A 22,529-nucleotide genomic window follows, 5' to 3' on the forward strand; every position below is an offset into this window, starting at 1 on the left:
TTCCGCGTGGGGAACGTCCCGTGAGCATTCGCCTTCGACCCCTCAGGGTCTCTTGTCGGCCATCTTCACAGCGCCGCCGCGTCGGGCCCCATTCTGCTGCGGACCGCCGTCTGCACCTCGGCCTCCTCCGCGGGGTCGGCGGCCAGCCGCCTGAGCCGTTCGGCGACGCGTACGTCGCCGGTCTCCGCGTGCAGGGCCGCGACCTCGCGGGTGGTCTCCTCGCAGTCCCACAGGCATTCGACGGCGAAGCCCGTGGCATACGAGGGGTCGGTGGCCGCCAGCGCCCTGGCGGTGCGGCCGCGCAGATGTGAGGAGGCGGTCTCGCGGTAGACGTGGCGCAGGACGGGCGCCGCGCAGGCGATGCCGAGCCGGCCCGCCCCGTCGACGAGGGTCCACAGCGGCTGGGCGTCGGGGCCCTCGGCCCGTACGGTCTCGCGCAGCGCGCCGAGCACGAGCTGGGCGTCCTGGGGGGTGCCGCGTGAGGCGAGCACCCCTGCGGCGGAGGCGCCGAGTGCGTCGGGCCGGTGGATCCAGCCACGGGCCCGGTCGACGGCCTCGTCACCGCACATCCGCTCGAACGCGGAGACGGCCGCGTCGGAGACCGTGCGTTCCAGGCCGCCGGCCGCCGTTTCGATCAGGTCGAGCACGACGGGGTCGGCGATCTGGGCGAGATAGTGGAGCGCGGCGCAGCGGGCGCCTTCGGGGCCGCTGCGGGCGGCCTCGACGATGGCGGGCCTGTCCTCGGGTCCGGCCACGGCGCTCAGGCACCTGGCGGCCGGTACGTGGAGTTCGCTGCCGCGCTCGATGCCCTGCTGGGCCCAGTCGAACACCGCCTGGACGCTCCAGCCGGGGCGCGGTCCGCTGGGGCGCATCTGGCGTTGCCATCGGTCGAAGGAGCCTTGTTCGCCTGCGGCCTTGATCCGGCCGCCGACGGCGGCGCGCGGGTCTTCGGCCCACAGCCGCCAGGGCCGGGGTTCGAAGGCGTCCCGTACGGCGGAGGCCAGCTCGGCGTCGCCCTCGGGGGTGGCGGGGAAGCGGGCGAGCACGGGCACCGCGAGGGAGCGCAGGCCCGTGTCGTCGTCGCGCAGGGCCAGTTCGTCCAGGGCCCAGGCCCAGTTGGCGCCGGTCGCCGCGTAGCGCCTGAGCAGGTCGAGGGCGTCGCGCCGGTCGTACGAGGCGAGATGGCCCAGTACGGCGAGGGCGAGCCCGGTCCTGGTCTCCTCGGTGTCGAAGTGGTCCTCGGCGCGGAAGAGGTGGTGGTCGATCGCGTCGAGCCCGCCGTGGAGATCCAGGTAGAGGCGTGCGTAGTACAGCGAACGGTTCTCGACCTGCCAGTCGTGGCGCGGGTCGTTCAGTACGCAGTGGTTGAGGGTGGCGAGCGCCTCTGTACGCGGCGCCGCCAGCGCGTGCAGGGTGCCGTCGCCGCGGCCCCGCTGCAGCAGGCCGAGCAGCGTGCCGCTCGGCGCTATGACTGGATCAAACATGGGCAAGCCTCACATCAAGCTGTCGACGCGACCGGGGAGCGTTCCTAGGCCACGCGGCAACATGGGAGACCCGCTGTCGTCGTGCGCTTGGTGCAGACCATCTTTCTCAGCCTCTCGTCGGCGGCCCGTTGCGGACCCGCCGTCATGATGACCCAGCCATTTCGCCGACGCGACCACATTTCGACCGCGCGGCCTACCGGCCGGTAGGGGGACGGGTGTCATGCTGCCCGGCTCACCGGGCCCCGAACAGTTCCAGAAGATGCTCTTTCCCGAACATCCGCGCCGTATCCACGGCCGACGGCGTACCGGCCGCAGGATCGGCGCCCCCGGTCAGCAGGGCCTCGATCACCGCGTCCTCACCCTTGAAGACGGCGCCCGCCAGCGGGGTCTGACCGCGGTCGTTGGCGCGGTCGGCGTCGGCGCCGCGCTCCAGCAGGACGCGGACCGCGGGGGCGTGGCCGTGATAGGCGGCGAGCATGACGAGGGAGTCGCCCCTGTCGTTGGTGAGGTTCGCCGAGACTCCGGCGTCCACATAAGCGGCCAGTGTCTCGGTGTCACCACGCCTGGCCAGCTCGAAGAGCTTCGTCGCCAGTTCGATCACACCGGGGTCCGGGACCTCGCTCATCGGTGGACCGCCTCTCCTGTCGTTGGCCTGCTACGGGTACGGCGCGTACGTGCCGTACCGACGAATCGACAGGGTACTGCCCCAGGTCCGCCACCGGAGCGGGACGTTCCTGTACGCCGGTCGGGTGAAATACCCAACAATTCACTCATTTGCACCTTTAGTCGCATTGATACTTTCTGTAAGCATGGAAGAACTCATGGTGACTGTCCCCTCAACCAGGAGAACCTCATGATCCTGTCCATGTCAGGCGTCGTGCTGCTCGGAATCATCGTCTTCCTCTTCTTCAGGAAAGACGGGCTCAAAGCCTCACACGCGATGGTGAGCGCCCTCTTCGGCTTCTACCTGGCGGGCACCGCCATCGCCCCCAGCATCACGGCCGGCGGCGCGAGCCTCGCCGGTCTGCTGGGCGGGATCAAGTTCTGACAATTCCCGCGTCTCTTCATCCCTTCCGCACCTCCAGGAGACAGATGTGGCCCGGCGTCCACTCCCCCGCATTCTGAGCAGCGGCAGCGCCCAGCTCGCTCGCAGTCGCGAGATGGCGCGCACGGCCGCCGACAGCGCCACCGATGTTCTCCATCCGCTGATCACGGTCACGCGTGGTCTGCGGAGGCTGGCCGCCGCAGGGCGCCAGCGGTGGGCCGACACACCCAAGGACCGGCGCGGTCCCGCGCTGTTCCTCGTGGCGGCCTGTGTCCTGGTGGTCGCGCTCATCCCGTACGGGCCGCTGCTGGCCCTGATCACGGTGATGGCCGCGGCCGCCTGGAAGGGACGCGACCGCACGCCGGCGCCGGCCGGCCCCGACGACGCGCAGACCGGCCGCCTCCGGTCCCTCTACGAGGCGCTGGTGCCGTACTTCTCCGTGCCGGACGACCCGAGCCCGCTGTTCTCCCACGGCGGCGAATGGGGAGCGGCCTTCGGCGCCCACGAGTTCGACGCCGACGGACGGCTCAGCCGGCTGGAGCTGACGTACCCCCCTTACTTCACGGACGGCGAGCCCGAGGCCCGCGCCCGGATCGAACAGCTGCTGCACGCCAAGTCGGGGCGCGGCAGGGAGTACCTCTTCGACTGGAACCACGAAGCCAACCACCTGGTCATGACCGTGCTGCCGGCGCTCCCCACCGCCATCGCCGCCCAGCGTTTCGTCACCGCCCCCGGCGAGACGGTGCTGGGCTTCACCGACGGCGGGGCCGTGCAGCGTACGGTTCCGGTGACAACCGGCGACGAGACCAGTGACGCGCCGCCGGTCGTGTGGCGCACGGGCCAGCGCTCGACCGAGCCCCATCTGCTGATCGTCGGCCAGCCCGGCAGCGGCGCCACGAGCCTGCTGCGCTCCCTCGCCCTGCAAGCTCTCCAGCACGGTGACGTGCTGATCGTGGAGGGCAGTGGGAACGGCGAATTCGCCTGTCTGACCGGCCGGACCGGCGTGCTCGCCGTGGAGTGCGCGCCCGCCGGGGCCGCCTCCAGCCTCGAATGGGCGGCCCGTGAGACGGAGCGGCGGCTGATCGCCGCCAACCGCGCCAGGCAGTCCGGCCATCCCGCGCCGGACGACATCAAGCGGCCGCTGTGGATCCTGCTGGACCGGCCGAGCGTCTTCGGGCATCTCGCCGCCGTGGAAGGGCGGCCCGACCCGCAGGAACAGCTCCAGGTGCCGCTGCGGCACGGCAGGGCGGCGAATGTGACGGTGGTCGTCGCCGACCAGTTCGACGGCGTCCAGGATCTGACCGAGAGCGTGCTGACCCACACCCGCGCCCGGGTCGTCCTCGGCGCCGCCACCCCCGCCCAGGTGGAATGGGTGCTCGGGGCGCCGCCGCACACCACCCCCACCCCGGACGTCCCGCCCGGCAGGGGCTACGCGCGGCTCGGCACGGGCCCGGTGCTCAGGCTCCAGGTGCCGGCCACCCCCGACCCGTACGACGACGCGACGAGCGAGGCGCACCGCAGGGCCGTCCTCGACCTGCTGCCCGACCGGCACCCCTCGCTGGACGAGGCGCCCGCCGAGGAGCACCTGCCGGACGAGATCCCGGACCAGGCCGTGGAGCGCGTCGTGGAACCCGCACCGCCCGGCGTCCGGCCGGCCGGCCGGACGCCGGGTCCGATCGCCGACGCGGTACCGGCCGAGGGCTGACGTCCCGTCGGGTGGGGCGGGTTCCACGCCCCGCTCCACCCGACAGGCCGTACTCGTCAGGCGACGAACGTACGGGGCGCGTCCGTGCCGTTGCTCGCCCCCGTCGTCACCAGGCGCGCCGCTGCGGCCAGCCGGGCGGCGGCCTCGACGGCGACCGGGCCGCCCACGGTGAACGGCAGCCGCACATACCCCTCGAACGCGCCGTCGACCCCGAAGCGCGGCCCGGACGGCACCCGCACCCCGACCCGCTCACCGGCCTCGGCCAGCCGTGAACCGGACAGGCCCCCGGTGCGCACCCACAGCGTGAGCCCGCCGCGCGGCACCTCGAACTCCCAGCTCGGCAGGGCCTCACGGACCGCGGCCACCAGCGCGTCGCGGTTCTCCCGCGCCTGGGCGCGGCGCAGCGCGACCGCCTCCTCCCAGCCGCCGGTCCGCATCAGCCAGTTGACGGCGAGCTGTTCCAGCACCGGTGTGCCGAGGTCGGCGTAGGCACGCGCCGAGACCAGGGACCTGATCACATCGGGCGCTGCGCGCACCCAGCCGATGCGCATGCCGGCCCAGAACGCCTTGCTCGCCGAGCCGACCGTCAGCACCGTGCTGCCGGCGGGGTCGAAGGCGCACACCCGCCGGGGCATCTCGACGTCAGGGTCCAGCCGCAGTTCGGACATGGTCTCGTCGACCACCAGGACCGTGCCGGCCGACCGCGCGGCGTCCACGAGCTGTCGGCGCTGGTCCTCGTCGGCCAGGGCGCCGGTCGGATTGTGGAAGTCGGCGACGACATAGGCGAGCCGGGGCGCCGCCTCCCGCAGCACCTGGCGCCAGCGCGGCAGGTCCCAGCCGCCCAGCCCCTCGGCCATCGCGACGGGCACCAGCCGGGCGCCCGACTCCCGCATCAGCTGGAGGATGTTGGCGTACGAGGGCGACTCCACGGCGATGCGCTCGCCGCGGCCGGCGAAGAGATGACAGATCGCGTCCATGGCGCCCATCGCGCCGGTGGTCACCATGATCTGCTCCGGCATGGTCGGGATGCCGCGCTCGGTGTACCGGTCGGCGAGCATCCGCCGCAGCGAGGGCAGTCCGGCCGGGTAGTCGCCGTGGGTGTGCGCGTACGGCGGCAGCTCCTCCAGCGCCCCGTGCACCCCACGGGTCAGCCAGGGCTCGGGCGCCGGCAGCGCGGCCGTACCGAGGTCGATCATGGAGCCCAGCGACTCGGGCGGCAGCGGTTCGAGGCCCCGCGCGGGCAGCGGATTGCCCGCCGGTACGGCGGTCCAGCTGCCGGCGCCCCTGCGGGACTCGAGGAAGCCCTCGCCGCGCAGCGCCTCGTAGGCGGCGGCGACCGTCGTACGGCTCACCGAAAGGGCCAGCGCCAGCTCCCGTTCGGCCGGGAGCCGGGCGGCGACCGGGACCCGGCCTTCGAGCACCAGCAGCCGGATCCCGTCGGACAGCGCACGGTAGGCGGGCGGCTTGCGCGTGCCGGGGCCCGCAGGACGGGACTGCTGTGCCTTGAGCTGGCGGGCGAGCTGGGCGGCGCCCACCGCCGATGTCCACTGGGTCATGAAGTCGGTCCACCTTCCCCGAATTGGCCATGGCCGGTCAGTGCCGACCAGCCACAGAGTGACATGAGCCGGTCCACCATCGCCACCAGGGAGCACCACATGGCCATCACCGCCCGTCTGCGCGGAGCGCGGCTCGGCCGCCGGCTGACCCAGCTGTACGTGGGGCTCGCCCTGTACGGGGCCAGCTCGGCGCTGCTGGTCAGGGGCGGTCTCGGGCTTGAGCCGTGGGGTGTGCTGCACCAGGGGCTCGCCGAGCTGACCGGGCTGACCATGGGGGTGGTCTCGATCATCGTGGGCGCCGCCGTCCTGCTGCTGTGGATACCGCTCCGGCAGCGGCCGGGGCTCGGCACCGTCTCCAACGTGTTCGTCGTCGGGATCGCGATGGACGTGACGCTGGACCTGGTGCCGGACGGGCACGGAGCGGCGACCAGGATCGCGCTGCTGGTCGGCGGCATCGTCGTCCAGGGCGCGGCGACGGGTCTCTACATCGCGGCCAGGCTCGGCCCTGGTCCGCGCGACGGTCTGATGACCGGGCTGCACCGGGTGACCGGACGCTCGATCCGGCTGGTCCGTACGGCGCTGGAGGTCGCCGTCGTCGCCACCGGGTTCGCGCTGGGCGGTTCGCTGGGCGTCGGCACCGTCGTCTACGCGCTCGCCATCGGCCCGCTCGCGCAGCTGTTCCTGCGCGTCTTCGCCATTCCCACGGCCCCCACCGGCAGCGCGCTGGTCGCCGCGGGGACACCGGAGGGCGCGATACTGCCGCGGTGAACCGTCACCCCTACCTCGACCATCCGACCCCGATCCCCTTCGCACACCGCGGCGGAGCGGCCGACGGGATCGAGAACACGGCAGCCGCCTTCCGCAGGGCGGCCGCGCTCGGCTACCGGTACTTCGAGACCGATGTGCACGCCACCGCCGACGGGCGGCTCGTCGCCTTCCACGACGCGACCCTGGACCGGGTCACCGACGGCACCGGCCGGATCGGGGACCTGCCGTGGCACCAGGTGCGCCGGGCCAGGGTCGACGGCCGGGAGCCGCTGCCGCTCTTCGAGGAACTGCTGGAGGAGTTCCCCGACGCGCGCTGGAACGTGGACATCAAGGCGGCTCCCGCGCTGGAGCCGCTGGTCGAGCTGATCCGGGCGACCGACAGCTGGGACCGGGTGTGCGTCGGCTCGTTCTCCGAGGCGCGGGTGGCAGCGGCCGCGCAGCTCGCCGGGGACCGCCTCGCCACCTCGTACGGCATCCGCGGGGTGCTCGGGCTGCGGCTGCGCTCGTACCGGATCCCGGTGCCCGTACGCGCGGGCGCGGTGTGCGCGCAGGTGCCGCCCGCGCACAACGGCATCCCGGTGGTGGACGAGCGGTTCGTACGCACGGCCCACGAGCGCGGCCTGCAGGTCCATGTGTGGACGGTCAACGAGCCCGCCCTGATGAACGAACTCCTCGACCTTGGCGTGGATGGCATCATGACCGATCATCTTGAGACGCTGCGCGCGGTGTTCGCCGGGCGGGGAGTCTGGCACTGACGAGGGGGCGCGGTGACCGCGGAGACCGTGGACCTGACGGAAGGTCCTGGTGACGGTGACGGCGAGGACGAGGCCGCCGGCGCGGCGCGGGAGCGCAGACGCGAGCAGCACGGCTGGTACTTCTACGACTTCGCCTGCTCCGTCTACTCGACGAGCGTCCTCACCGTCTTCCTCGGCCCCTATCTGACGTCCGTGGCCAAGGCGGCTGCCGACGCCCGCGGCTATGTCCATCCGCTCGGGATACCCGTGCGCGCCGGGTCGGTCTTCGCCTACACCGTCTCGGTCTCCGTGGTCGTCGCCGTGCTGCTGATGCCGCTGGCCGGCGCTGCGGCCGACCGTACGGGCCGCAAGAAGCCGCTGCTGGCCGCCGCCGCCTACACCGGCGCCGCGGCGACGACCGGCATGTTCTTCCTGGACGGCCACCGCTATCTGCTGGGCGCGCTGCTGCTGATCGTGGCGAACGCGGCGCTGTCGGTCTCGACGGTGGTCTACAACGCGTATCTGCCGCAGATCGCGGGCCCCGAGGAGCGGGACGCGGTCTCCTCGCGCGGCTGGGCCTTCGGCTACACCTCGGGCGCTTTCGTCCTCATCCTCAATCTCGTCCTCTACTCGGGCCACGACTCGTTCGGCGTGAGCGAGTCGACGGCCGTGCGGATCTGTCTGGCCTCGGCCGGGCTGTGGTGGGGCGCCTTCACGCTCGTACCGCTACGCAGACTGCGGGACCGGCGGGTACCGCAGAGCGGTGAGGGCGCGGTCGGGACCGGCTGGCGGCAGCTGACGGCCACGCTGCGGGACATGCGCAAGCGCCCGCTGACGCTGTCCTTCCTGCTGGCGTATCTCGTCTACAACGACGGCATCCAGACGGTCATCTCACAGGCGTCCGTGTACGGCTCGGAGGAGCTGGGGCTCGGGCAGACCACGCTGATCGTGGCGGTGCTGCTGGTGCAGATCCTCGCCGTCGCCGGTGCGCTGGCCATGGGGCGGATGGCGCGGACGTACGGCGCGCAGCGCACCATCCTGGGATCGCTGGCGGTCTGGACGCTGATCCTGGTCGCCGGGTACTTCCTGCCGGCGAAGGCGCCGGTCTGGTTCTTCGGGCTCGCAGCCGCGATCGGTCTGGTGTTGGGCGGCAGCCAGGCGCTGTCGCGTTCGCTGTTCTCGCATCTGGTGCCCGCGGGCAAGGAGGCGGAGTACTTCTCCGCGTACGAGATGAGCGACCGGGGGCTTAGCTGGCTCGGGCCGCTGGTCTTCGGGCTCGCCTACCAGCTCACCGGCAGCTACCGGGACGCCATCATCTCGCTGGTGGTGTTCTTCGTCATCGGCTCGGTGCTGCTGGCGCGGGTGCCGGTCAGGCGTGCGGTGGCCGCCGCGGGGAACACGCTGCCTGAGCGTATTTAGACGCGGGACGTCAAAGGGCGGTAGTGTACGCGTTTGGCCTGCCAGCCGGAGCGTTCCTGCATGCCTGAGAAGCCACAACGACGGGTGACATCTCCTGCAAGACGTGACAAACCGGGCACTGGTGGGTACAACAAGGGGCGGCACACGGACGACGCACGACCCGGAGCGGGAATCTTTACCGCCGACCGGACGTTGACCGGATGACGACGACAGCGACATTTGTCCTGTGGGCGACAAGCCCGGGAGGCACGATTCATGAGTGAGCGAGCTCTCCGCGGCACGCGACTCGTGGTTACCAGCTACGAGACGGACCGCGGCATCGATCTGGCCCCGCGCCAGGCGGTGGAGTACGCATGCCAGAACGGTCATCGATTTGAGATGCCGTTCTCGGTAGAGGCGGAAATTCCGCCGGAGTGGGAGTGCAAGGCGTGCGGCGCCCAGGCACTCCTGGTGGACGGGGATGGTCCCGAAGAGAAGAAGGGCAAGCCTGCGCGTACGCACTGGGACATGCTCATGGAGCGGCGCACCCGCGAGGAGTTGGAGGAGGTGCTGGCCGAGAGGCTGGCCGTCCTGCGCTCCGGCGCCATGAACATCGCAGTGCACCCGCGCGACAGCCGGAAGTCCGCCTGATCGCGTAATCACCGCATAGCGCCAGTCAAGACAACAACACAAAAGCCGCGGGCCGCGACACAGATCATGTGTCGCGGCCCGCGGCTTCTGCCTGTTCCGGCGCCTGCGGTCTTTGCCTGCTCAGCCGGTGAGCGGCGGGCGGGGGCCGTCGTCGCGCGGTCCGCCGCGCTGGTCACGCTCGTCGTTCTTGATGACCTCGCCCTGGACCACCTTGCCGTCCGGCTGCCGCATCCGCGCCTGCTCGAACGCCTCGCCAAGACCGCCCGGCTGTGCGGCGGCCGTCGCCCGGAGCCGCCGCTCCAGCGTGCGTTCCGTGTAGTCGCCGAGCCGGGTGCGCAGAGCGGGTACGAGCAGCAGCAGGCCGAAGACGTCGGTGATCAGCCCCGGCACCATGATCAGCAGCCCGCCGAGCATCAGGAAGCCGTTGCGGTCACGGCCGGGCACAGGCTCGGGCTCCACGTCCTCGCCCTGCTGTCTGCGCTGCTGCCGCTGGAGGGTCCCGGTCAGATTGCGGAACGCCCGGCGGCCCGCGCGCTTCATCACCAGGGCCCCGACCACGATCTCCGCGAGGATCAGCAGCCAGACGGTCAGCCCGCCGGCCGCGCCGGCGACCAGCACCAGCAGCCAGATCTCCAGAGCCAGCCAGACAGCGATGCCCAGCGGCACGAGCGTACGGGCGCGCGAGCGCCTGGGTGCGGTCCGATGCGTGGCGGTCGTCATACGTCCAGTGTGCCTGGCCTGGCCGCCCGACGGCGTATGAGGGCCGTTATGAGGCCCCTGCGACGGGCGGGAACGCACGGGGACGGACCGGAATCAGGAAGGCTTACGTCCCAGCAGCCGGTTCGCCCTGGACTCCACGCCCCAGGCGGTGACCCGCCAGAGCGCCTCGACGAAGATGTCGCGGCTCATCTTGGAGTCGCCCAGCTCGCGGTCGACGAAGGTGATGGGCACCTCGACCACATGGAACCCGGCGTCGATCGCGCGCCGGGCGAGGTCGACCTGGAAGCAGTAACCCGCCGACGCGACGGCGTCGAGCCCCAGACCCGCCAGGGTCTCCGCGCGGAACGCCCGGTAGCCCCCGGTCACGTCACGCATCGGGACACCCAGCAGGAGGCGCGAGTAGGTGCTGCCGCCACGGGAGATGAGCTCCCGGCTCTTGGGCCAGTTGACGACCCGGCCGCCGGGCATCCAGCGCGAGCCGAGCACCAGGTCGGCGCCCTTGAGCGCGGTCAACAGCCGGGGCAGTTCCTCGGGCTGGTGCGAGCCGTCGGCGTCCATCTCGACCAGGACGCCGTAGCCGTGCTCGATGCCCCAGCGGAAGCCCGCCATGTAGGCGGCGCCGAGCCCTTCCTTGCCCTTGCGGTGCAGCACGTGCACCTGCTGGTCGGCCGCCGCCAGTTCGTCGGCGAGCTTGCCTGTGCCGTCGGGGCTGTTGTCGTCGGCGACGAGGATGTCGACCTCCGGCACCGCGGCCCGCACCCGGGCGACGATCGGCTTGATGTTCTCGGCCTCGTTGTAGGTCGGAATGATCACCAGGGCCTTGCCCAGCGGGCCGAACCGCCTCTGACCGCCGTCGTTCACTACTGCCCCTTAGTCGCCGTACGCCGATGCACCAGCTTAGCGAGCGCGGGGAGGCCCGATGCCCACGCGGTGCGCGGGTGTTGTGCGGCGCGGGCCGAATCGGACCGGTGTCGTACGGAAAGGGTGATCTTGCCCGCGACGCGGTTGCGGGGCCGGCGCCCGGCAGGGCGGGGCAGCCGTGCTGCGGATCGGGTCCCGGCGTCCTTCGGGCCGACCTGGGGCCCGCTGGCTGCGGGCCAACCGAAAGCCGTTGTCTACTGAACGCCGGGGCCCCACCCGGGTCACACCCGCCGGCCGGCTGAAACCTTCCCTCGCCCCCGAGGCGCGGGTGCTGGACCTGGCTCCCAGTGGTGGTGCGCCGGTGCGGCACACCGCCCCATGGCCCAGCGGCGTTCGACGACTGCGTGGAGGTTGCCGGACGGACGTACGGTGGTGGACCTGGCCGAACCTACCCGCCTCCGGCCGCTCACTGTCAACAGCCGTTTGACCTGCGACGTTCGGCTAAATCAGCAGGTCAGCGGGGAGGCGCCGGAGGCGTTCGCACGGCCGGGGAAGCATCGGTCGGCGGTACGAAATATCCGCACGTCACTCGTTCGGTCGCATGAAGACCGTTTGACCACCGACCACGGTCCGCAGACATTCGGGCAGCGGGCGGCCCGGAGTCAGGTCCGGCAGACCCGGTGTCCCGGAGCGCGGATCGGTCGACCAGCGGGCCACCCGGTCGTCGGGCGCCTGGACCACCAGCTCCTCCGTCCGCCACACGGCGTAGTCCGCGGGGGCGCCGGGGACGAGCGTCCCGGCGTCGTCGCGGCCGACGGCGCGCCAGCCGCCGCGGGTGTGGGCGGTGAAGGCCGCGCGTACGGAGACCCGGTGCTCGGGCGTGCGGTGGAAGGCGGCGGCCCTGACCGTGCCCCACGGGTCCAGCGGGGTGACGGGGCTGTCGGAGCCGAGGGCGAGCGGCACCCCGGCCCGCAGCAGCGCCGCGTACGGGTTGAGGGTGCGGGCCCGGTCCGCGCCGAGCCGTTCCACGTACATGCCGTCCTCGCCGCCCCAGGCAGCGTCGAAGCCCGGCTGGACGGACGCGGTCAGGCCGAGGTCGGCGAAGCCGGCGATCGTCCCCGCTGTGAGCATCTCGGCGTGCTCCACCCGGTGCCTGGCAGCCCGCACCCGCGCCACCCCGAGCCGGTCGGCCGCCGCCCGTACCCCTTCGACCACGGCGTCCACCGCCGCGTCGCCGATGGCGTGGAACCCCGCCTGGAGTCCGGCCTCTGTGCACGCGGTCACATGGGCGGCGATGGCGGCCGCGTCGAGGTGCGCGCTGCCCGTGTGGGCGGCGTCGGCGTACGGCTCGCGCAGACAGGCCGTGTGGGAGCCCAGCGAGCCGTCCACGAAGAGATCACCCGCGGCGCCCACGGCGCCGAGCTCACGGACCCGCCTGGCGCCCTTCTCGTCGCTGATCAGCTCGGCCCAGTACCCGGACACCCGGGGGCCGGGCTCCCCCGCGGCCAGAGCCAGCAGCGCGGCGAAGTCGTCCTCGTCGGAGATGTCGGGTCCCGCGCACTCGTGGAGCGAGCCGATACCGAGCGAGGCCGCCCGGCGCAGCGCGGCCCGCTGGGCCTCCGCGCGCTGGGCCGGGGTGACGGCGCCGTAGGCAGCGGCGCGTACCGCGTGGTGGGCGGCGGCGGTCAGCGGCGCTTCCGGCTCGTAGCCGGTGAGGCCACTGACACCGGGGACCAGGTCGAGCAGCGCCGTGGTCACCACGGCCGAATGGACGTCGATCCGGGTCAGATACAGCGGCCGGCCGCCCGTCGCCTCGTCCAGCTCGGCGCGGGACGGCGGACGCCGCTCGGGCCAGCGGGCCGAGTCCCAGCCGTGGCCCAGCAGGATCCGGTCGCCGGGGCGGGCCGCCGCGTGGTCCCGTACGAGCCGCAGCGCCTCGGGCAGGGTGGCGGCGCCGGACAGATCGAGCCCGGTGAGGGCGAGCCCGGTGGCTGTGGTGTGTACGTGGGCGTCGGTGAACGCCGGGGTGACGAGAGCGCCTTCGAGGTCGACGGTCTCGTCGACTCCGGTGGCGAACGCGTCGGCCGCGCCCTCGGAGCCGACCCAGGCGACATGGCCGCGCTCCACGACCATCGCCGTGGCGAAGGGGTCGGCGGGGCTGTGGACTTCTCCGCCGCGCAGCAGGACGGTGCGGTGTTCGCTCTGGGGGGCGGTGCTCTCGTTCATGGGCACAAGTCTCGCGCCTCGGGCGGCGTGGTTCGCGCCCGGGTGGGGGCGGCTGCCCCGGTGGGTCAGAAGTGCGGCGGCCGTGCCTCGTACGGCGTCGACAGCACGACGGTGGTGCGGGTGGAGACGCCGGCCAGGGTGCGGATGCGGGTCAGCAGGTCCTCCAGCTCCAGCGGGGTGGCGACCCGGACCTTGAGGATGTAGTTCTCGTCGCCCGCCACGCTGTGGCACGCCTCGATCTCGGGGATGCCGGCGAGCCGTTCCGCGATGTCGTCGGGGGCGCTCGGGTCGAACGGTTTCACCGAGATGAACGCCGTCAGCGGCAGCCCGACCGACTCGGGGTCCACGACGGCGGCGTATCCCCTGACCACTCCGCGTTGCTCCAGCCGGCGTACCCGCTGATGCACCGCCGACGTGGACAGGCCGGTGGCCTTGCCCAGGTCGGTGTAGCTCATCCGGCCGTCCTTGACGAGCAACTCCACGATCTGACGATCCAGCTCCTCCATGCCGATCAACCTATTCCCCCGGGCGTGCTCCGGCACAGTCGTCTGCGGCGACCACCGGCACCTGCGACGGGCATGTGACGAAGACCACAGGGCCCGGGACCGGTCCGTCGGTGCCGCACGGTTACTCGGCGCGCACGCAGGGAAGTGCTTGCTGTGGTCGAGACCACAAGTGCCTGGTCGGCCCACCCGAGGGGGAATGTCTCCATGCAGAAGCTGAACCGCGCCGGAAATACCGGACCGGAGCCCGTCGAGCTCGTCGAAACGGACGAGTTCGACTCGTACGACACCTTCGAGATGTACCGCGTGGTCTGCCCGGACTGTGCACAGCCGATCGCGCTGCTGGCGGACGAGGACGCCCTGCCCGAGCACGCGCTGTGCCCCTCCCCCTGGAACCCGTTCGTGCTGTCGGTGTGTGCCGGTACGGGTACGGCGGCGGCGCAGGCGCGGCCGGCCGACGACACGTTCGACGCCCAGGAGCAGGACACGGCACTGCTGTTGACGCTGCCTCAGGGGCTCGACTGGCGGACCCAGCCGTTCTCGCACGTCGGCGGCCCGGCCTCCCGGCCCGTCAAGATCGCCCGCGCGGCGTAAGCCCGCTCTGCGGCTCAGCCTCTTCCGGCGGCAACACACCTGTGGCACCCATGCCATGACGGTTCGTCATGACATGGGTGCCGTCGGTGGTTTCAGTGTGTCTCGGGCCCCACCAGATGACGGGCGATCACCATGCGCTGGATCTGGTTGGTGCCCTCGACGATCTGCATCACCTTGGCCTCGCGCATGTAGCGCTCCACCGGGAAGTCGGTGGTGTAGCCGTAGCCGCCGAGCACCTGCACCGCGTCCGTGGTGACCTGCATCGCCGTGTCCGTGCAGAACAGCTTGGCCATGGCGGCCTGTTGGGAGAACGGCCGGCCCATGTCCCGCAGCCGGGCGGCGGAGAGGTAGAGCGAGCGTCCGGCCTCGACGCGGGTCGCCATGTCGGCGAGCAGGAAGCGCAGCCCCTGGAAGTCGGCGATCGGTCTGCCGAACTGCTCACGCCCCGTGGCGTATTGGACGGCCTCGTCCAGCGCCGCCTGGGCGAGTCCGACGGCGGCGGCCGCGATGCCGAGCCGGCCCGAGTCGAGGGCGGACAGCGCGATCGCGAATCCCTGGCCCTCGTCGCCGATCCGGCGGCTGTCGGCCACCCGTACGCCGTCGAAGTGGAGTTGGGCGGTGGGCGAGCCCTTCATCCCCATCTTCTTCTCGGGTAGGGCGGCTTCGAGCCCCGCCGCGTCGCCCGGCACCAGGAAGGCCGTGATGCCCCGGGCGCCGTCGCCGCCGGTGCGGGCGAGCACGGTGTAGAAGTCGGCGATCCCGCCGTGGGTGATCCACGCCTTGGTGCCGGTGATGACCCAGTCGTCGCCGTCGCGCACGGCCTTGGTGCGCAGCGAGGCCGCGTCGGAGCCCGAGGCGGGCTCGGAGAGGCAGTACGCGCCCAGCAGGCCGCCGCCGAGCATCGCGGGCAGATGCTCGCTCTGCTGCTCCTTGCTGCCGTAGTTGGCGAGGGCGTGGCAGGCGAGGGAGTGCACGCTGACGCCGAGGCCGACGGTGAGCCGGGCGGCGGCGAGTTCTTCGAGTACCTGGAGGTAGACCTCGTAGGGCTGGTCCCCGCCGCCGTGGGCGGAGTCGTAGGGCAGGCCCAGCAGTCCCGATTCGGAGAGCAGGGTGAAGAGTTGGCGTGGGAAGTGGCCGGCTTCCTCCTCGTCGGCCGCCGTGGGCGCGATCTCGCGCTGGACAATCTCGCGGGTCAGCGTGACGAGGTCGCGGGACTCCTCGGTGGGCAACTGACGATCCACCGGCTGCGGTGCGCGGTCGGACATGGTTGCGCTCTCCTCCCTGTTCGGGACGCTACGGCTGTCCGCACGCGCAGGGTAGGGCGGCGGCGCCGACTGGGGCCCGGGGATGTCCCCGGGCCGATGTTCTCCCCGGCCGATGCTGCCCTCCCGGATCGCGGAAGATGCTGACCAGCGGCTGTGGCGCGTCGAGTATGCCCGATCGGCCGCCATACGTCACCGGTCGGCCGTCCGCGCGGGCCGCGCCGGAAGTGGCGAACGGATTGGTCCGAACCATTGACTCACTGGTCTAGTCCTTCTAACGTCCATCGGAACAACTTTCGTGCCCATGCCAAGTCATGTGCTTCTTCCTCCCCCACGAGGAGACCCCGTGCTGAGATTCCCCCACATCCGCCCCCGCGCCCGGGGCCGGGCGCTGCTGGCCACCGCGTGTACCGCCGCGCTCGGCCTGGCCCTGCTCTCCGGAGCGGGCAGCGCGTCCGCGCAGGTCGCGCCCGCCGGCGCCGCCCCCGCCGCCGCACCGGCTGCGGCGGCCGCGCCCGCAGCCGCCGGCAACAAGGTGGTCGGTTACTTCACCGACTGGGGCGTGTACGAGCGGAATTACCACGTCAAGAACATCGAGACGTCGGGCTCCGCCGACAAGCTCACCCACATCAACTACGCGTTCGGCAACGTGACCGGCGGCAAGTGCGCCATCGGTGACGCCTACGCCGACTACCAGAAGACGTACACCGCCGACCAGAGCGTGGACGGCACGGCCGACACCTGGGACCAGCCGGTGGCCGGCAGCTTCAACCAGCTGCGCGAGCTGAAGAAGCTGCACCCCGGGCTCAAGGTCCTCTGGTCCTTCGGCGGCTGGTCCTGGTCCGGCGGCTTCGGTGAGGCAGCCAAGAACCCGGCCGCCTTCGCCCAGTCCTGCCACGACCTGGTCGAGGACCCGCGCTGGGCCGATGTCTTCGACGGCATCGACATCGACTGGGAGTACCCCAACGCCTGCGGGCTGAGCTGCGACACCAGCGGTCCCGATGCGTTCAAGAACGTCGCGTCGGCGCTGCGCGGCGCCTTCGGCTCCGACCTCGTGACGGCCGCCATCACCGCCGACGGTTCGGACGGCGGCAAGATCGACGCCACCGACTACGCGGGCGCGGCCCAGTACCTCGACTGGTACAACCCGATGACGTACGACTTCTTCGGCGCCTTCAGCGCGCAGGGCCCGACCGCCCCGCACTCGCCGCTCACGTCGTACGAGGGCATCCCGACCGAGGGCTTCAACTCGGACGCCGCTATCACGAAGCTCAAGGGCCTCGGCATCCCGTCGGAGAAGCTGCTGCTCGGCATCGGTTTCTACGGCCGCGGCTGGACCGGGGTCACCCAGAAGGAGCCGGGCGGCACGGCGACGGGCGCGGCGCCCGGCACGTACGAGCCCGGTATCGAGGACTACAAGGTCCTCAAGGACAGGTGCCCGGCCAACGGCACGGTCGCCGGTACCGCTTACGCCTTCTGCGGCAACGAGTGGTGGAGCTACGACACGCCCGAGACCATCGCGGGCAAGCTGCAGTACGAGAGCCAGCAGGGCCTGGGGGGCACGTTCCTCTGGGAGCTCAGCGGGGACACCGCCAACGGCGAGCTGATCAACGCCATCGGCTGACCCACGCACAGCCGACCCGGGCGGGGAGCCGTGAGGCGGCTTCCCGCCCGGTGTCATGCACCGGGCGGATCGGCCTCCGCGGCCCCTGCGGCCTCCGCCGGCACCGCTTCACGGCCGGTGTACGGCCGCCAGGCGAGGTCCGGCGGGGGTGCGGGGCACTCCGGCGCGAACTCCTCGATGGTGTTGAGCGTATGACGCAGCATCCGCACCAGCAGATCACGCGGGACGGCCAGTTCGATCTCCTGGTGACCCAGCCATTCCAGCGTGAGCCACTCGACACTGCTGAGCCAGCCGAGCAGCGCGAGCCGGGCGATGGGCGGGATGTCACGGTGGCCGTAGGCGCCCTCGGCGAGGGTCGAGACCAGTTCCGTCCGCACGGCGTCGCGGATGGCCTGGACCTGGGTGTCGAAGCCGACACCGCCGTTGATGATGGTGCGGTACGCGGCGCCGTTCTCCTGCGCGAAGCGGAGGTAGGCCTCGACGGTGCGCTGGATCCGCTCGGTGCGCGGCAGTCCCGGCTCGCTCGCCGCCAGCATCACGAGTTCGCCGACGGAGTGCTCGACGATGGCCAGGTAATAGCCGCGCTTGTTCTTGAAGTAGTAGTAGATCAGCCCCTTGGCCACCCCGGCGTGCTGGGCGATGTCATCCATCGACAGCGCGTCGTACGACGTGTCGGCGAACAACTTCCGCCCCGTCGCGATCAGTTCGGAGCGCCGCAGTTGCGATCGTGCGGATTCGCCACGCTGTTGAGAACGACTCAAATTCGCATCCTGGTCTCCGGGCTGCCACAGAATCAACGCAGTATGGCAGAGAGGCCGGGCACGGCTCACAAGGGGTTACCCGCGGACACCCGCCGGTGGCCGACGCGCCTGAGCACGCCGACCACCGGCCTACGGGGTCGGAAGTCGGCCGGTCCCCGTCAGAGCAGACCGACCTTGCGCAGCGCGCGGCGCTGCGCGGCCGTCGGGTTCGTCGGCCAGTACACGTAACAGACACCGCCGGTGCCGGAGACGACGTCTCCCGCCGCGTTGTACCGCTTGGTCCTGAGCCAGATCGTCTCCCACTCATGGCGGCGGTAGACCCTGCGCACCGCGTCGTCGTCCGGCGACGCCGGGTCGTTCGCGATCACGTCGCCGTCCGCCGTGAAGCCGATGACGGTCATCAGATGGCCGGACGTGCCGTAGCCCGACCCGGTCAGCTCCTTCTCCAGGAACGACTGTGACGTTATGACCGGGATACCGGCGCCGACCAGCGTCTCGACGTCGCCGAGCGAGCCGAGCCGGGTGACGGCCGAGCTCATGTCCTTGTACGTGGCGGCGTAGGCGGCGTTGAAGGGCCAGTTGCCACAGCCGTCGTACTGGTAGTCGAACGTGTAGCGCGCCGAGTGGCAGACCTGGGGGTCCGCGTACTCCGGATTGACCCAGGCGAGGTCCTTGGCGGACGGGCCGCGGCCCCAGTACTGAATGATCATCGCCGAGCTGGTGGGGCTGCACCACGCCTCACCGCCGCCGTCGTACTCCGGATACTGCCCCGCGTGGATGTCCTGCGAGAGGCGCGGCACCGGCAGCTCGCGGACGAGCCCGGGGCTGGAGGCGGGGACCGTGAACCGGTCGGGGATGTCCGAGGCCATCGCGCCGAGGCGGTGGACCGTGGGGGTGAGCCCGCTGCCGGGCTTGCGGTAGAGGGTCAGCCGCAGCTGGTACGACACGACGCGCAGCCCCGTCGTCGCGTCGTCCACGGCGAAGGTGTCGGTCCAGATGCTGCTGCGGCCGTCGCTCTGCCCGTCGACCGAGGTGCGCCGGATGTCGGCGTCGGTGTCGCCGGACGTCCAGCGCCCCAGCACGTACCACGGGGTCTTGGTCCGGTCGGAGTAGCTGCCCTGGAACTCCACCTGGAGCCAGGTGCCGGCCGGAGTCTCGGCGTTCCAGGAGGCGATCACCTCCGTCGCGGGCACGGCCGAGCGGTGCACCGGCGAGGTCCAGGTGCCGTACTCCCAGCTGGCCGTCTTCCCGGTGTGCGGGTCCGCGTAGTCGCTGCGGCCCGCCGGGGTGGAGAGCACGAGACCCGGCCGGGCGGCGGCCACCGCGCGGGTGCCGTCGGCGGCGCCGGCGTGCCAGTCGGCGTACGAGGTCCAGAATCCGTTGTCCACGAGGGCCTTGGCGCGCGGGCGGGGGCCGGGGCCGCCGCCGGCGCTGTGCGAGGGGGCGGCGGAGGCCGCGGGGACGGAGGCGGCGGTGGCGGCTGCGGCCACCGTGGCGATCGCGGCGGCGAGGACGGTTCTGCGGGAGGTGGGCGTGGTCATGTGACCCCCGGTCGGAGACGGAAGGGTGACGGGCGGGCGGGTGACAACTGGTCAATCGCCGGTTCGGCCGTGCTCAACTATTGCCGCTCGGGGCCGTCTTCTGCCAGCGAAAGGCGACGACTCACCAAAAGCAATATTGGTCTCGACCACTGGCGTGACCTGCGATGCCTCGTAAAGTAGGCCGAATGGACGACCCGAAGGAAGCGCCGGCCCCGACCGATCTGACCCGGTTGGGCGACACCCTGCGCGCCCTGCCGCCGTCCTGCGGTCCGGTGCGGCTCGTCGCGGTGGACGGGCACGCGGGGTCGGGGAAGAGCACCTTCGCCGACCGCCTCTCGGCCGCCCTCGGCGGCGCCCCTGTCCTGCGCCTGGACGACCTCGCCAGCCACGAACAGCTCTTCGACTGGACCGACCGGTTCGCCGAGCAGGTGACGGGCCCGCTCTCGCGGGGCGCGAGCGCGCGGTACGCGCCGTACGACTGGACCGCGCGCCGGTTCCTCCCCCCACGCACCCTGGCGCCCGCGCCGGTGATACTCGTCGAGGGGGTCGGTGCCGGGCGCCGGGCGCTGCGGCCGCTGCTCGCCCGTCTTTTCTGGATGGACCGGGACGCCCAGGCGTCCTGGCAGCGCGGCATGCGCCGGGACGGACCCGAGCAGTCCGCTTTCTGGGACGGCTGGATCAGGGCGGAGACAAGCCATTTCGCGGCCGATCCGTCCGTATCCTTCGCCGATGCCCTGGTACGGGAGACACCAGAGGGATATGTGGTGTCTTCGGGAACCGATGTGACACCAGGAGAGCACAGCGGCATCACGTAACGTGATCAGCCCTTCGCTCCATACTGAGCAGTCGGAAATCAGCCGGGCGAGTGCGCCAACTCCGCTTGACCGAGGGGCCGGACAGGTCTTACGTTCTCAATGTGCGGCTTTTCGGAGCCGCCGCAGACGCGAAGCCCCCGGTTGTTCCCCCGTGATCGGGGGCTTCGTTCTGCCCTCAACGCCCCTTTTCCGGCGCCACACACTCCTTTCTGATCACTTTGGGTCACCGCCGGAGTGCTCAGCGGGGTCCCACGCTCCCTTAGTCGCACACCCCCTGCGCAGGTACGATGCATCCCGGTGCGGTCAATTCCCGTCCGCGAAGAGGTGTTTCGGTGGGGGACCAGATGAACATCGGCTCGCAGGGCGTGGGAGGCCCGGCCGACCTCGCCTGGATGCGCGGCGTGGACGCGTACACGATGGGCGCGTACCCGCAGGCGGAGGAAGAGTTCAGAACCGCCGTCCGGCTCGATCCGGCGATGGCCGACGGCTGGCTCGGACTGCACGCGCTGCGCGTCGACACCACGACGGCATTGCTGCGCATGTACAGCAACCGCGACCGCTTCGGCGAACAGCGCGCCCGGCACCGGCGCACCCTCAACTCCTGGTACTGGCTCGGCTGGTGGGTGCAGCCGGTGCTGGAGAGCGGGCGCGACCTGCTGCTCGCCCACGCGTCGCACTGGCTCGACGGGCGCCATGTCCCCGAGCTGGACCGGGCGCTGGCCGGGCTGCCGCCCGTGGACGCCGATCCGCAGGTGCGCTTCCTGCACGCCTGCCGGGCCTATCTCGTCAAGGACTGGGACCAGTTGGTCCGCCACACCGAACCGCTCGTCGACGACCCGCTGCTCGGCACCGAGGCCGGGCTGTTCGGCGGGATGGCCCGGGTCAGACTCGACATGTTCGGGCAGGCCGAGCCGCTGCTGGCGACCGCGCTGATGCGCTGCCGCAGCGAGCAGCCGCAGCGCAAGGAGCTGCGCTACTGGCTGGCCCGCGCCCATGAGGGCACCGGCCGCAGCGCCGCGGCCTTACCCCTCTACCGTGCGGTGCACCGGCTCGATCCCGCCTTCATGGACACGGCGGCCCGGCTCGCCGCGATCAACGACTCCGACGGGTACGAGACCTCGTACGACCCGGCCGACCCCGACGACCCGGCAGGACTCGCCTCGGTGGCGCTGGCCGGCTTCGGCCAGGACGTGGTGGAGGCGCAGAGCGACACCGACAACCCGCTCGGCGGCGACACGCGGTTCGGGGGTGAGGCGCCGCCGCTCCAGCCCCCGCTCGGCGGCGTGGGACCCACCGCCGTCACCCCCGACGACATACGCGAGAAGACGGGCCCGCCGAACCGGCACGCCGCTCCCCCACGGTTCCCCGAAGGCCCCACCGACCCGGAACTGCTCGCCGACGCACTGGCGGAGCTGGAGCGGATGGTCGGACTCGAACCGGTGAAGCGCCAGGTCAAGGCGCTCTCCGCGCAGTTGAACATGGCCCGGCTGCGGGCGGGCGAGGGACTGCCCGTACAGCCGCCGAAACGTCACTTTGTCTTCTCGGGCCCCTCCGGCACCGGCAAGACCACCGTCGCCCGCATCATCGGCCGGGTCTTCTACGCCTTGGGCCTGCTCGGCGGCGACCATCTGGTGGAGGCCCAACGGGCCGATCTGGTCGGCGAGTTCCTGGGCCAGACCGCGGTCAAGGCGAACGAGCTGATCGACTCGGCGATCGGCGGGGTGCTCTTCGTCGACGAGGCGTACAGCCTCTCCAACTCCGGCTACAGCAAGGGCGACGCGTACGGCGACGAGGCCCTTCAGGTGCTGCTCAAGCGCGCCGAGGACAGCAGGGACCATCTCGTGGTGATCCTCGCCGGCTACCCGGAGGGCATGGACCGGCTGCTCGCCACCAACCCCGGGCTCTCCTCCCGCTTCACCAGCCGGGTCGACTTCCCCAGCTACCGGCCGCTCGAACTGACCGCGATAGGCGAGGTGCTGGCGGCGGAGAACGGCGACGTGTGGGACGAGGAGTCGGTGGACGAGCTGCGCTCCATCAGCGGCCATGTCGTCGACCAGGCCTGGATCGACGAGCTGGGCAACGGCCGGTTCATCCGCACGCTGTACGAGAAGAGCTGCGCCTACCGGGACCTGCGGCTCTCCGGCTACACCGGCACACCCACCCGCGACGACCTGGCCACCCTGCGGCTGCCCGACCTGATGCAGGCGTACGGCGAGGTGCTGTCCGGGCGCGGCCCGGTCAACCGGCCGCAGGACCCGCCGGGACTGTGATCCCGGCGGGC

Annotated in this window: 20 protein-coding genes; 10 read left to right on the forward strand and 10 right to left on the reverse strand. The window is 71.7% G+C overall.

All coding sequences use genetic code 11. From position 1 onward, the window contains the following. Nucleotides 1-65: 65 nt before the first annotated feature. The gene (locus tag OHS57_RS06815; protein WP_328581371.1) at nt 66-1,484 is read right to left on the reverse strand and encodes a HEAT repeat domain-containing protein; all 1,419 of its coding nucleotides are present in this window, start codon (nt 1,482-1,484) and stop codon (nt 66-68) included. Between the two features lie 232 nt (nt 1,485-1,716). Further along, on the reverse strand, nt 1,717-2,109 hold the full coding sequence (locus OHS57_RS06820; RefSeq protein WP_041991759.1) for an ankyrin repeat domain-containing protein: 393 nt from the start codon (nt 2,107-2,109) through the stop codon (nt 1,717-1,719). Nucleotides 2,110-2,337: 228 nt separating this feature from the next. On the opposite strand from OHS57_RS06820, the gene OHS57_RS06825 reads away from it, so the two are divergent. Then, complete coding sequence (locus OHS57_RS06825; RefSeq protein WP_041991757.1) at nt 2,338-2,532, forward strand: hypothetical protein; 195 nt, start codon at nt 2,338-2,340, stop codon at nt 2,530-2,532. Nucleotides 2,533-2,578: 46 nt separating this feature from the next. Further along, on the forward strand, nt 2,579-4,234 hold the full coding sequence (locus tag OHS57_RS06830) for a hypothetical protein (RefSeq protein WP_328581372.1): 1,656 nt from the start codon (nt 2,579-2,581) through the stop codon (nt 4,232-4,234). Between the two features lie 56 nt (nt 4,235-4,290). Here the strand turns inward: OHS57_RS06830 and OHS57_RS06835 are convergent, their stop codons facing one another. Next, the gene (locus OHS57_RS06835) at nt 4,291-5,790 is read right to left on the reverse strand and encodes an SCO1417 family MocR-like transcription factor (RefSeq protein ID WP_328581373.1); all 1,500 of its coding nucleotides are present in this window, start codon (nt 5,788-5,790) and stop codon (nt 4,291-4,293) included. A 99-nt stretch (nt 5,791-5,889) separates the two neighbouring features. Here OHS57_RS06835 and yczE point away from each other — a divergent pair, with 99 nt between their 5' ends. The 4 genes from yczE to OHS57_RS06855 all read left to right on the forward strand — a co-directional run bounded on the left by yczE (nt 5,890) and on the right by OHS57_RS06855 (nt 9,341). Then, entirely contained in the window at nt 5,890-6,558 is a 669-nt protein-coding gene (gene yczE / locus OHS57_RS06840; protein ID WP_041991754.1) for a membrane protein YczE, read from the forward strand. Beyond that, a complete protein-coding gene (locus OHS57_RS06845; RefSeq protein WP_328581374.1) occupies nt 6,555-7,313 on the forward strand; it encodes a glycerophosphodiester phosphodiesterase family protein in 759 nt (252 codons plus the stop codon). Before yczE ends, OHS57_RS06845 begins: the two co-directional genes overlap by 4 nt. A 33-nt stretch (nt 7,314-7,346) precedes the next feature. Beyond that, nucleotides 7,347-8,711: an MFS transporter gene (locus OHS57_RS06850; protein ID WP_328585012.1), complete on the forward strand. Its 1,365-nt coding sequence runs from the start codon at nt 7,347-7,349 to the stop codon at nt 8,709-8,711. 255 nt (nt 8,712-8,966) lie between these two features. Then, a complete protein-coding gene (locus OHS57_RS06855) occupies nt 8,967-9,341 on the forward strand; it encodes an RNA polymerase-binding protein RbpA (protein WP_003959706.1) in 375 nt (124 codons plus the stop codon). Between the two features lie 120 nt (nt 9,342-9,461). On the opposite strand, the gene fxsA is transcribed toward OHS57_RS06855, so the two are convergent. From fxsA to OHS57_RS06875, 4 genes are all read right to left on the reverse strand, one after another. Next, on the reverse strand, nt 9,462-10,061 hold the full coding sequence (gene fxsA / locus OHS57_RS06860) for an FxsA family membrane protein (protein ID WP_041991750.1): 600 nt from the start codon (nt 10,059-10,061) through the stop codon (nt 9,462-9,464). 93 nt (nt 10,062-10,154) lie between these two features. Beyond that, nucleotides 10,155-10,922, reverse strand: a complete 768-nt coding sequence (locus OHS57_RS06865) for a polyprenol monophosphomannose synthase (RefSeq protein WP_041991748.1) — start codon at nt 10,920-10,922, stop codon at nt 10,155-10,157. Nucleotides 10,923-11,507: 585 nt separating this feature from the next. After that, complete coding sequence (locus OHS57_RS06870; RefSeq protein ID WP_328581375.1) at nt 11,508-13,148, reverse strand: amidohydrolase; 1,641 nt, start codon at nt 13,146-13,148, stop codon at nt 11,508-11,510. A gap of 65 nt (nt 13,149-13,213) precedes the next feature. Continuing rightward, on the reverse strand, nt 13,214-13,654 hold the full coding sequence (locus tag OHS57_RS06875) for an Lrp/AsnC family transcriptional regulator (RefSeq protein ID WP_041991745.1): 441 nt from the start codon (nt 13,652-13,654) through the stop codon (nt 13,214-13,216). A 204-nt stretch (nt 13,655-13,858) separates the two neighbouring features. On the opposite strand from OHS57_RS06875, the gene OHS57_RS06880 reads away from it, so the two are divergent. Continuing rightward, nucleotides 13,859-14,245 carry a hypothetical protein gene (locus OHS57_RS06880; protein WP_328581376.1) on the forward strand — a complete coding sequence of 129 codons (387 nt, stop codon included), beginning with the start codon at nt 13,859-13,861 and terminating at the stop codon, nt 14,243-14,245. Nucleotides 14,246-14,337: 92 nt separating this feature from the next. Here the strand turns inward: OHS57_RS06880 and OHS57_RS06885 are convergent, their stop codons facing one another. Beyond that, nucleotides 14,338-15,510 carry an acyl-CoA dehydrogenase family protein gene (locus OHS57_RS06885; protein WP_328581377.1) on the reverse strand — a complete coding sequence of 391 codons (1,173 nt, stop codon included), beginning with the start codon at nt 15,508-15,510 and terminating at the stop codon, nt 14,338-14,340. A gap of 343 nt (nt 15,511-15,853) precedes the next feature. Between OHS57_RS06885 and OHS57_RS06890 the strand changes: the two genes are divergently transcribed. After that, nucleotides 15,854-17,131: a glycoside hydrolase family 18 protein gene (locus tag OHS57_RS06890; RefSeq protein ID WP_443042847.1), complete on the forward strand. Its 1,278-nt coding sequence runs from the start codon at nt 15,854-15,856 to the stop codon at nt 17,129-17,131. 53 nt (nt 17,132-17,184) lie between these two features. On the opposite strand, the gene OHS57_RS06895 is transcribed toward OHS57_RS06890, so the two are convergent. After that, nucleotides 17,185-17,892, reverse strand: a complete 708-nt coding sequence (locus tag OHS57_RS06895; RefSeq protein ID WP_443042848.1) for a TetR/AcrR family transcriptional regulator — start codon at nt 17,890-17,892, stop codon at nt 17,185-17,187. A 158-nt stretch (nt 17,893-18,050) separates the two neighbouring features. Beyond that, nucleotides 18,051-19,433, reverse strand: coding sequence for a peptidase C39 family protein (locus tag OHS57_RS06900; RefSeq protein WP_328581379.1), 1,383 nt, complete (start codon nt 19,431-19,433; stop codon nt 18,051-18,053). 185 nt (nt 19,434-19,618) lie between these two features. On the opposite strand from OHS57_RS06900, the gene OHS57_RS06905 reads away from it, so the two are divergent. Together OHS57_RS06905 and OHS57_RS06910 are read left to right on the forward strand one after the other, a co-directional pair. After that, entirely contained in the window at nt 19,619-20,248 is a 630-nt protein-coding gene (locus tag OHS57_RS06905; protein WP_328581380.1) for a uridine kinase family protein, read from the forward strand. Nucleotides 20,249-20,592: 344 nt separating this feature from the next. After that, on the forward strand, nt 20,593-22,518 hold the full coding sequence (locus tag OHS57_RS06910; protein ID WP_328585014.1) for an AAA family ATPase: 1,926 nt from the start codon (nt 20,593-20,595) through the stop codon (nt 22,516-22,518). Nucleotides 22,519-22,529 lie beyond the last annotated feature (11 nt).

Origin of the sequence: Streptomyces sp. NBC_00370, assembly GCF_036084755.1 — a bacterium.
Classification (GTDB): domain Bacteria; phylum Actinomycetota; class Actinomycetes; order Streptomycetales; family Streptomycetaceae; genus Streptomyces.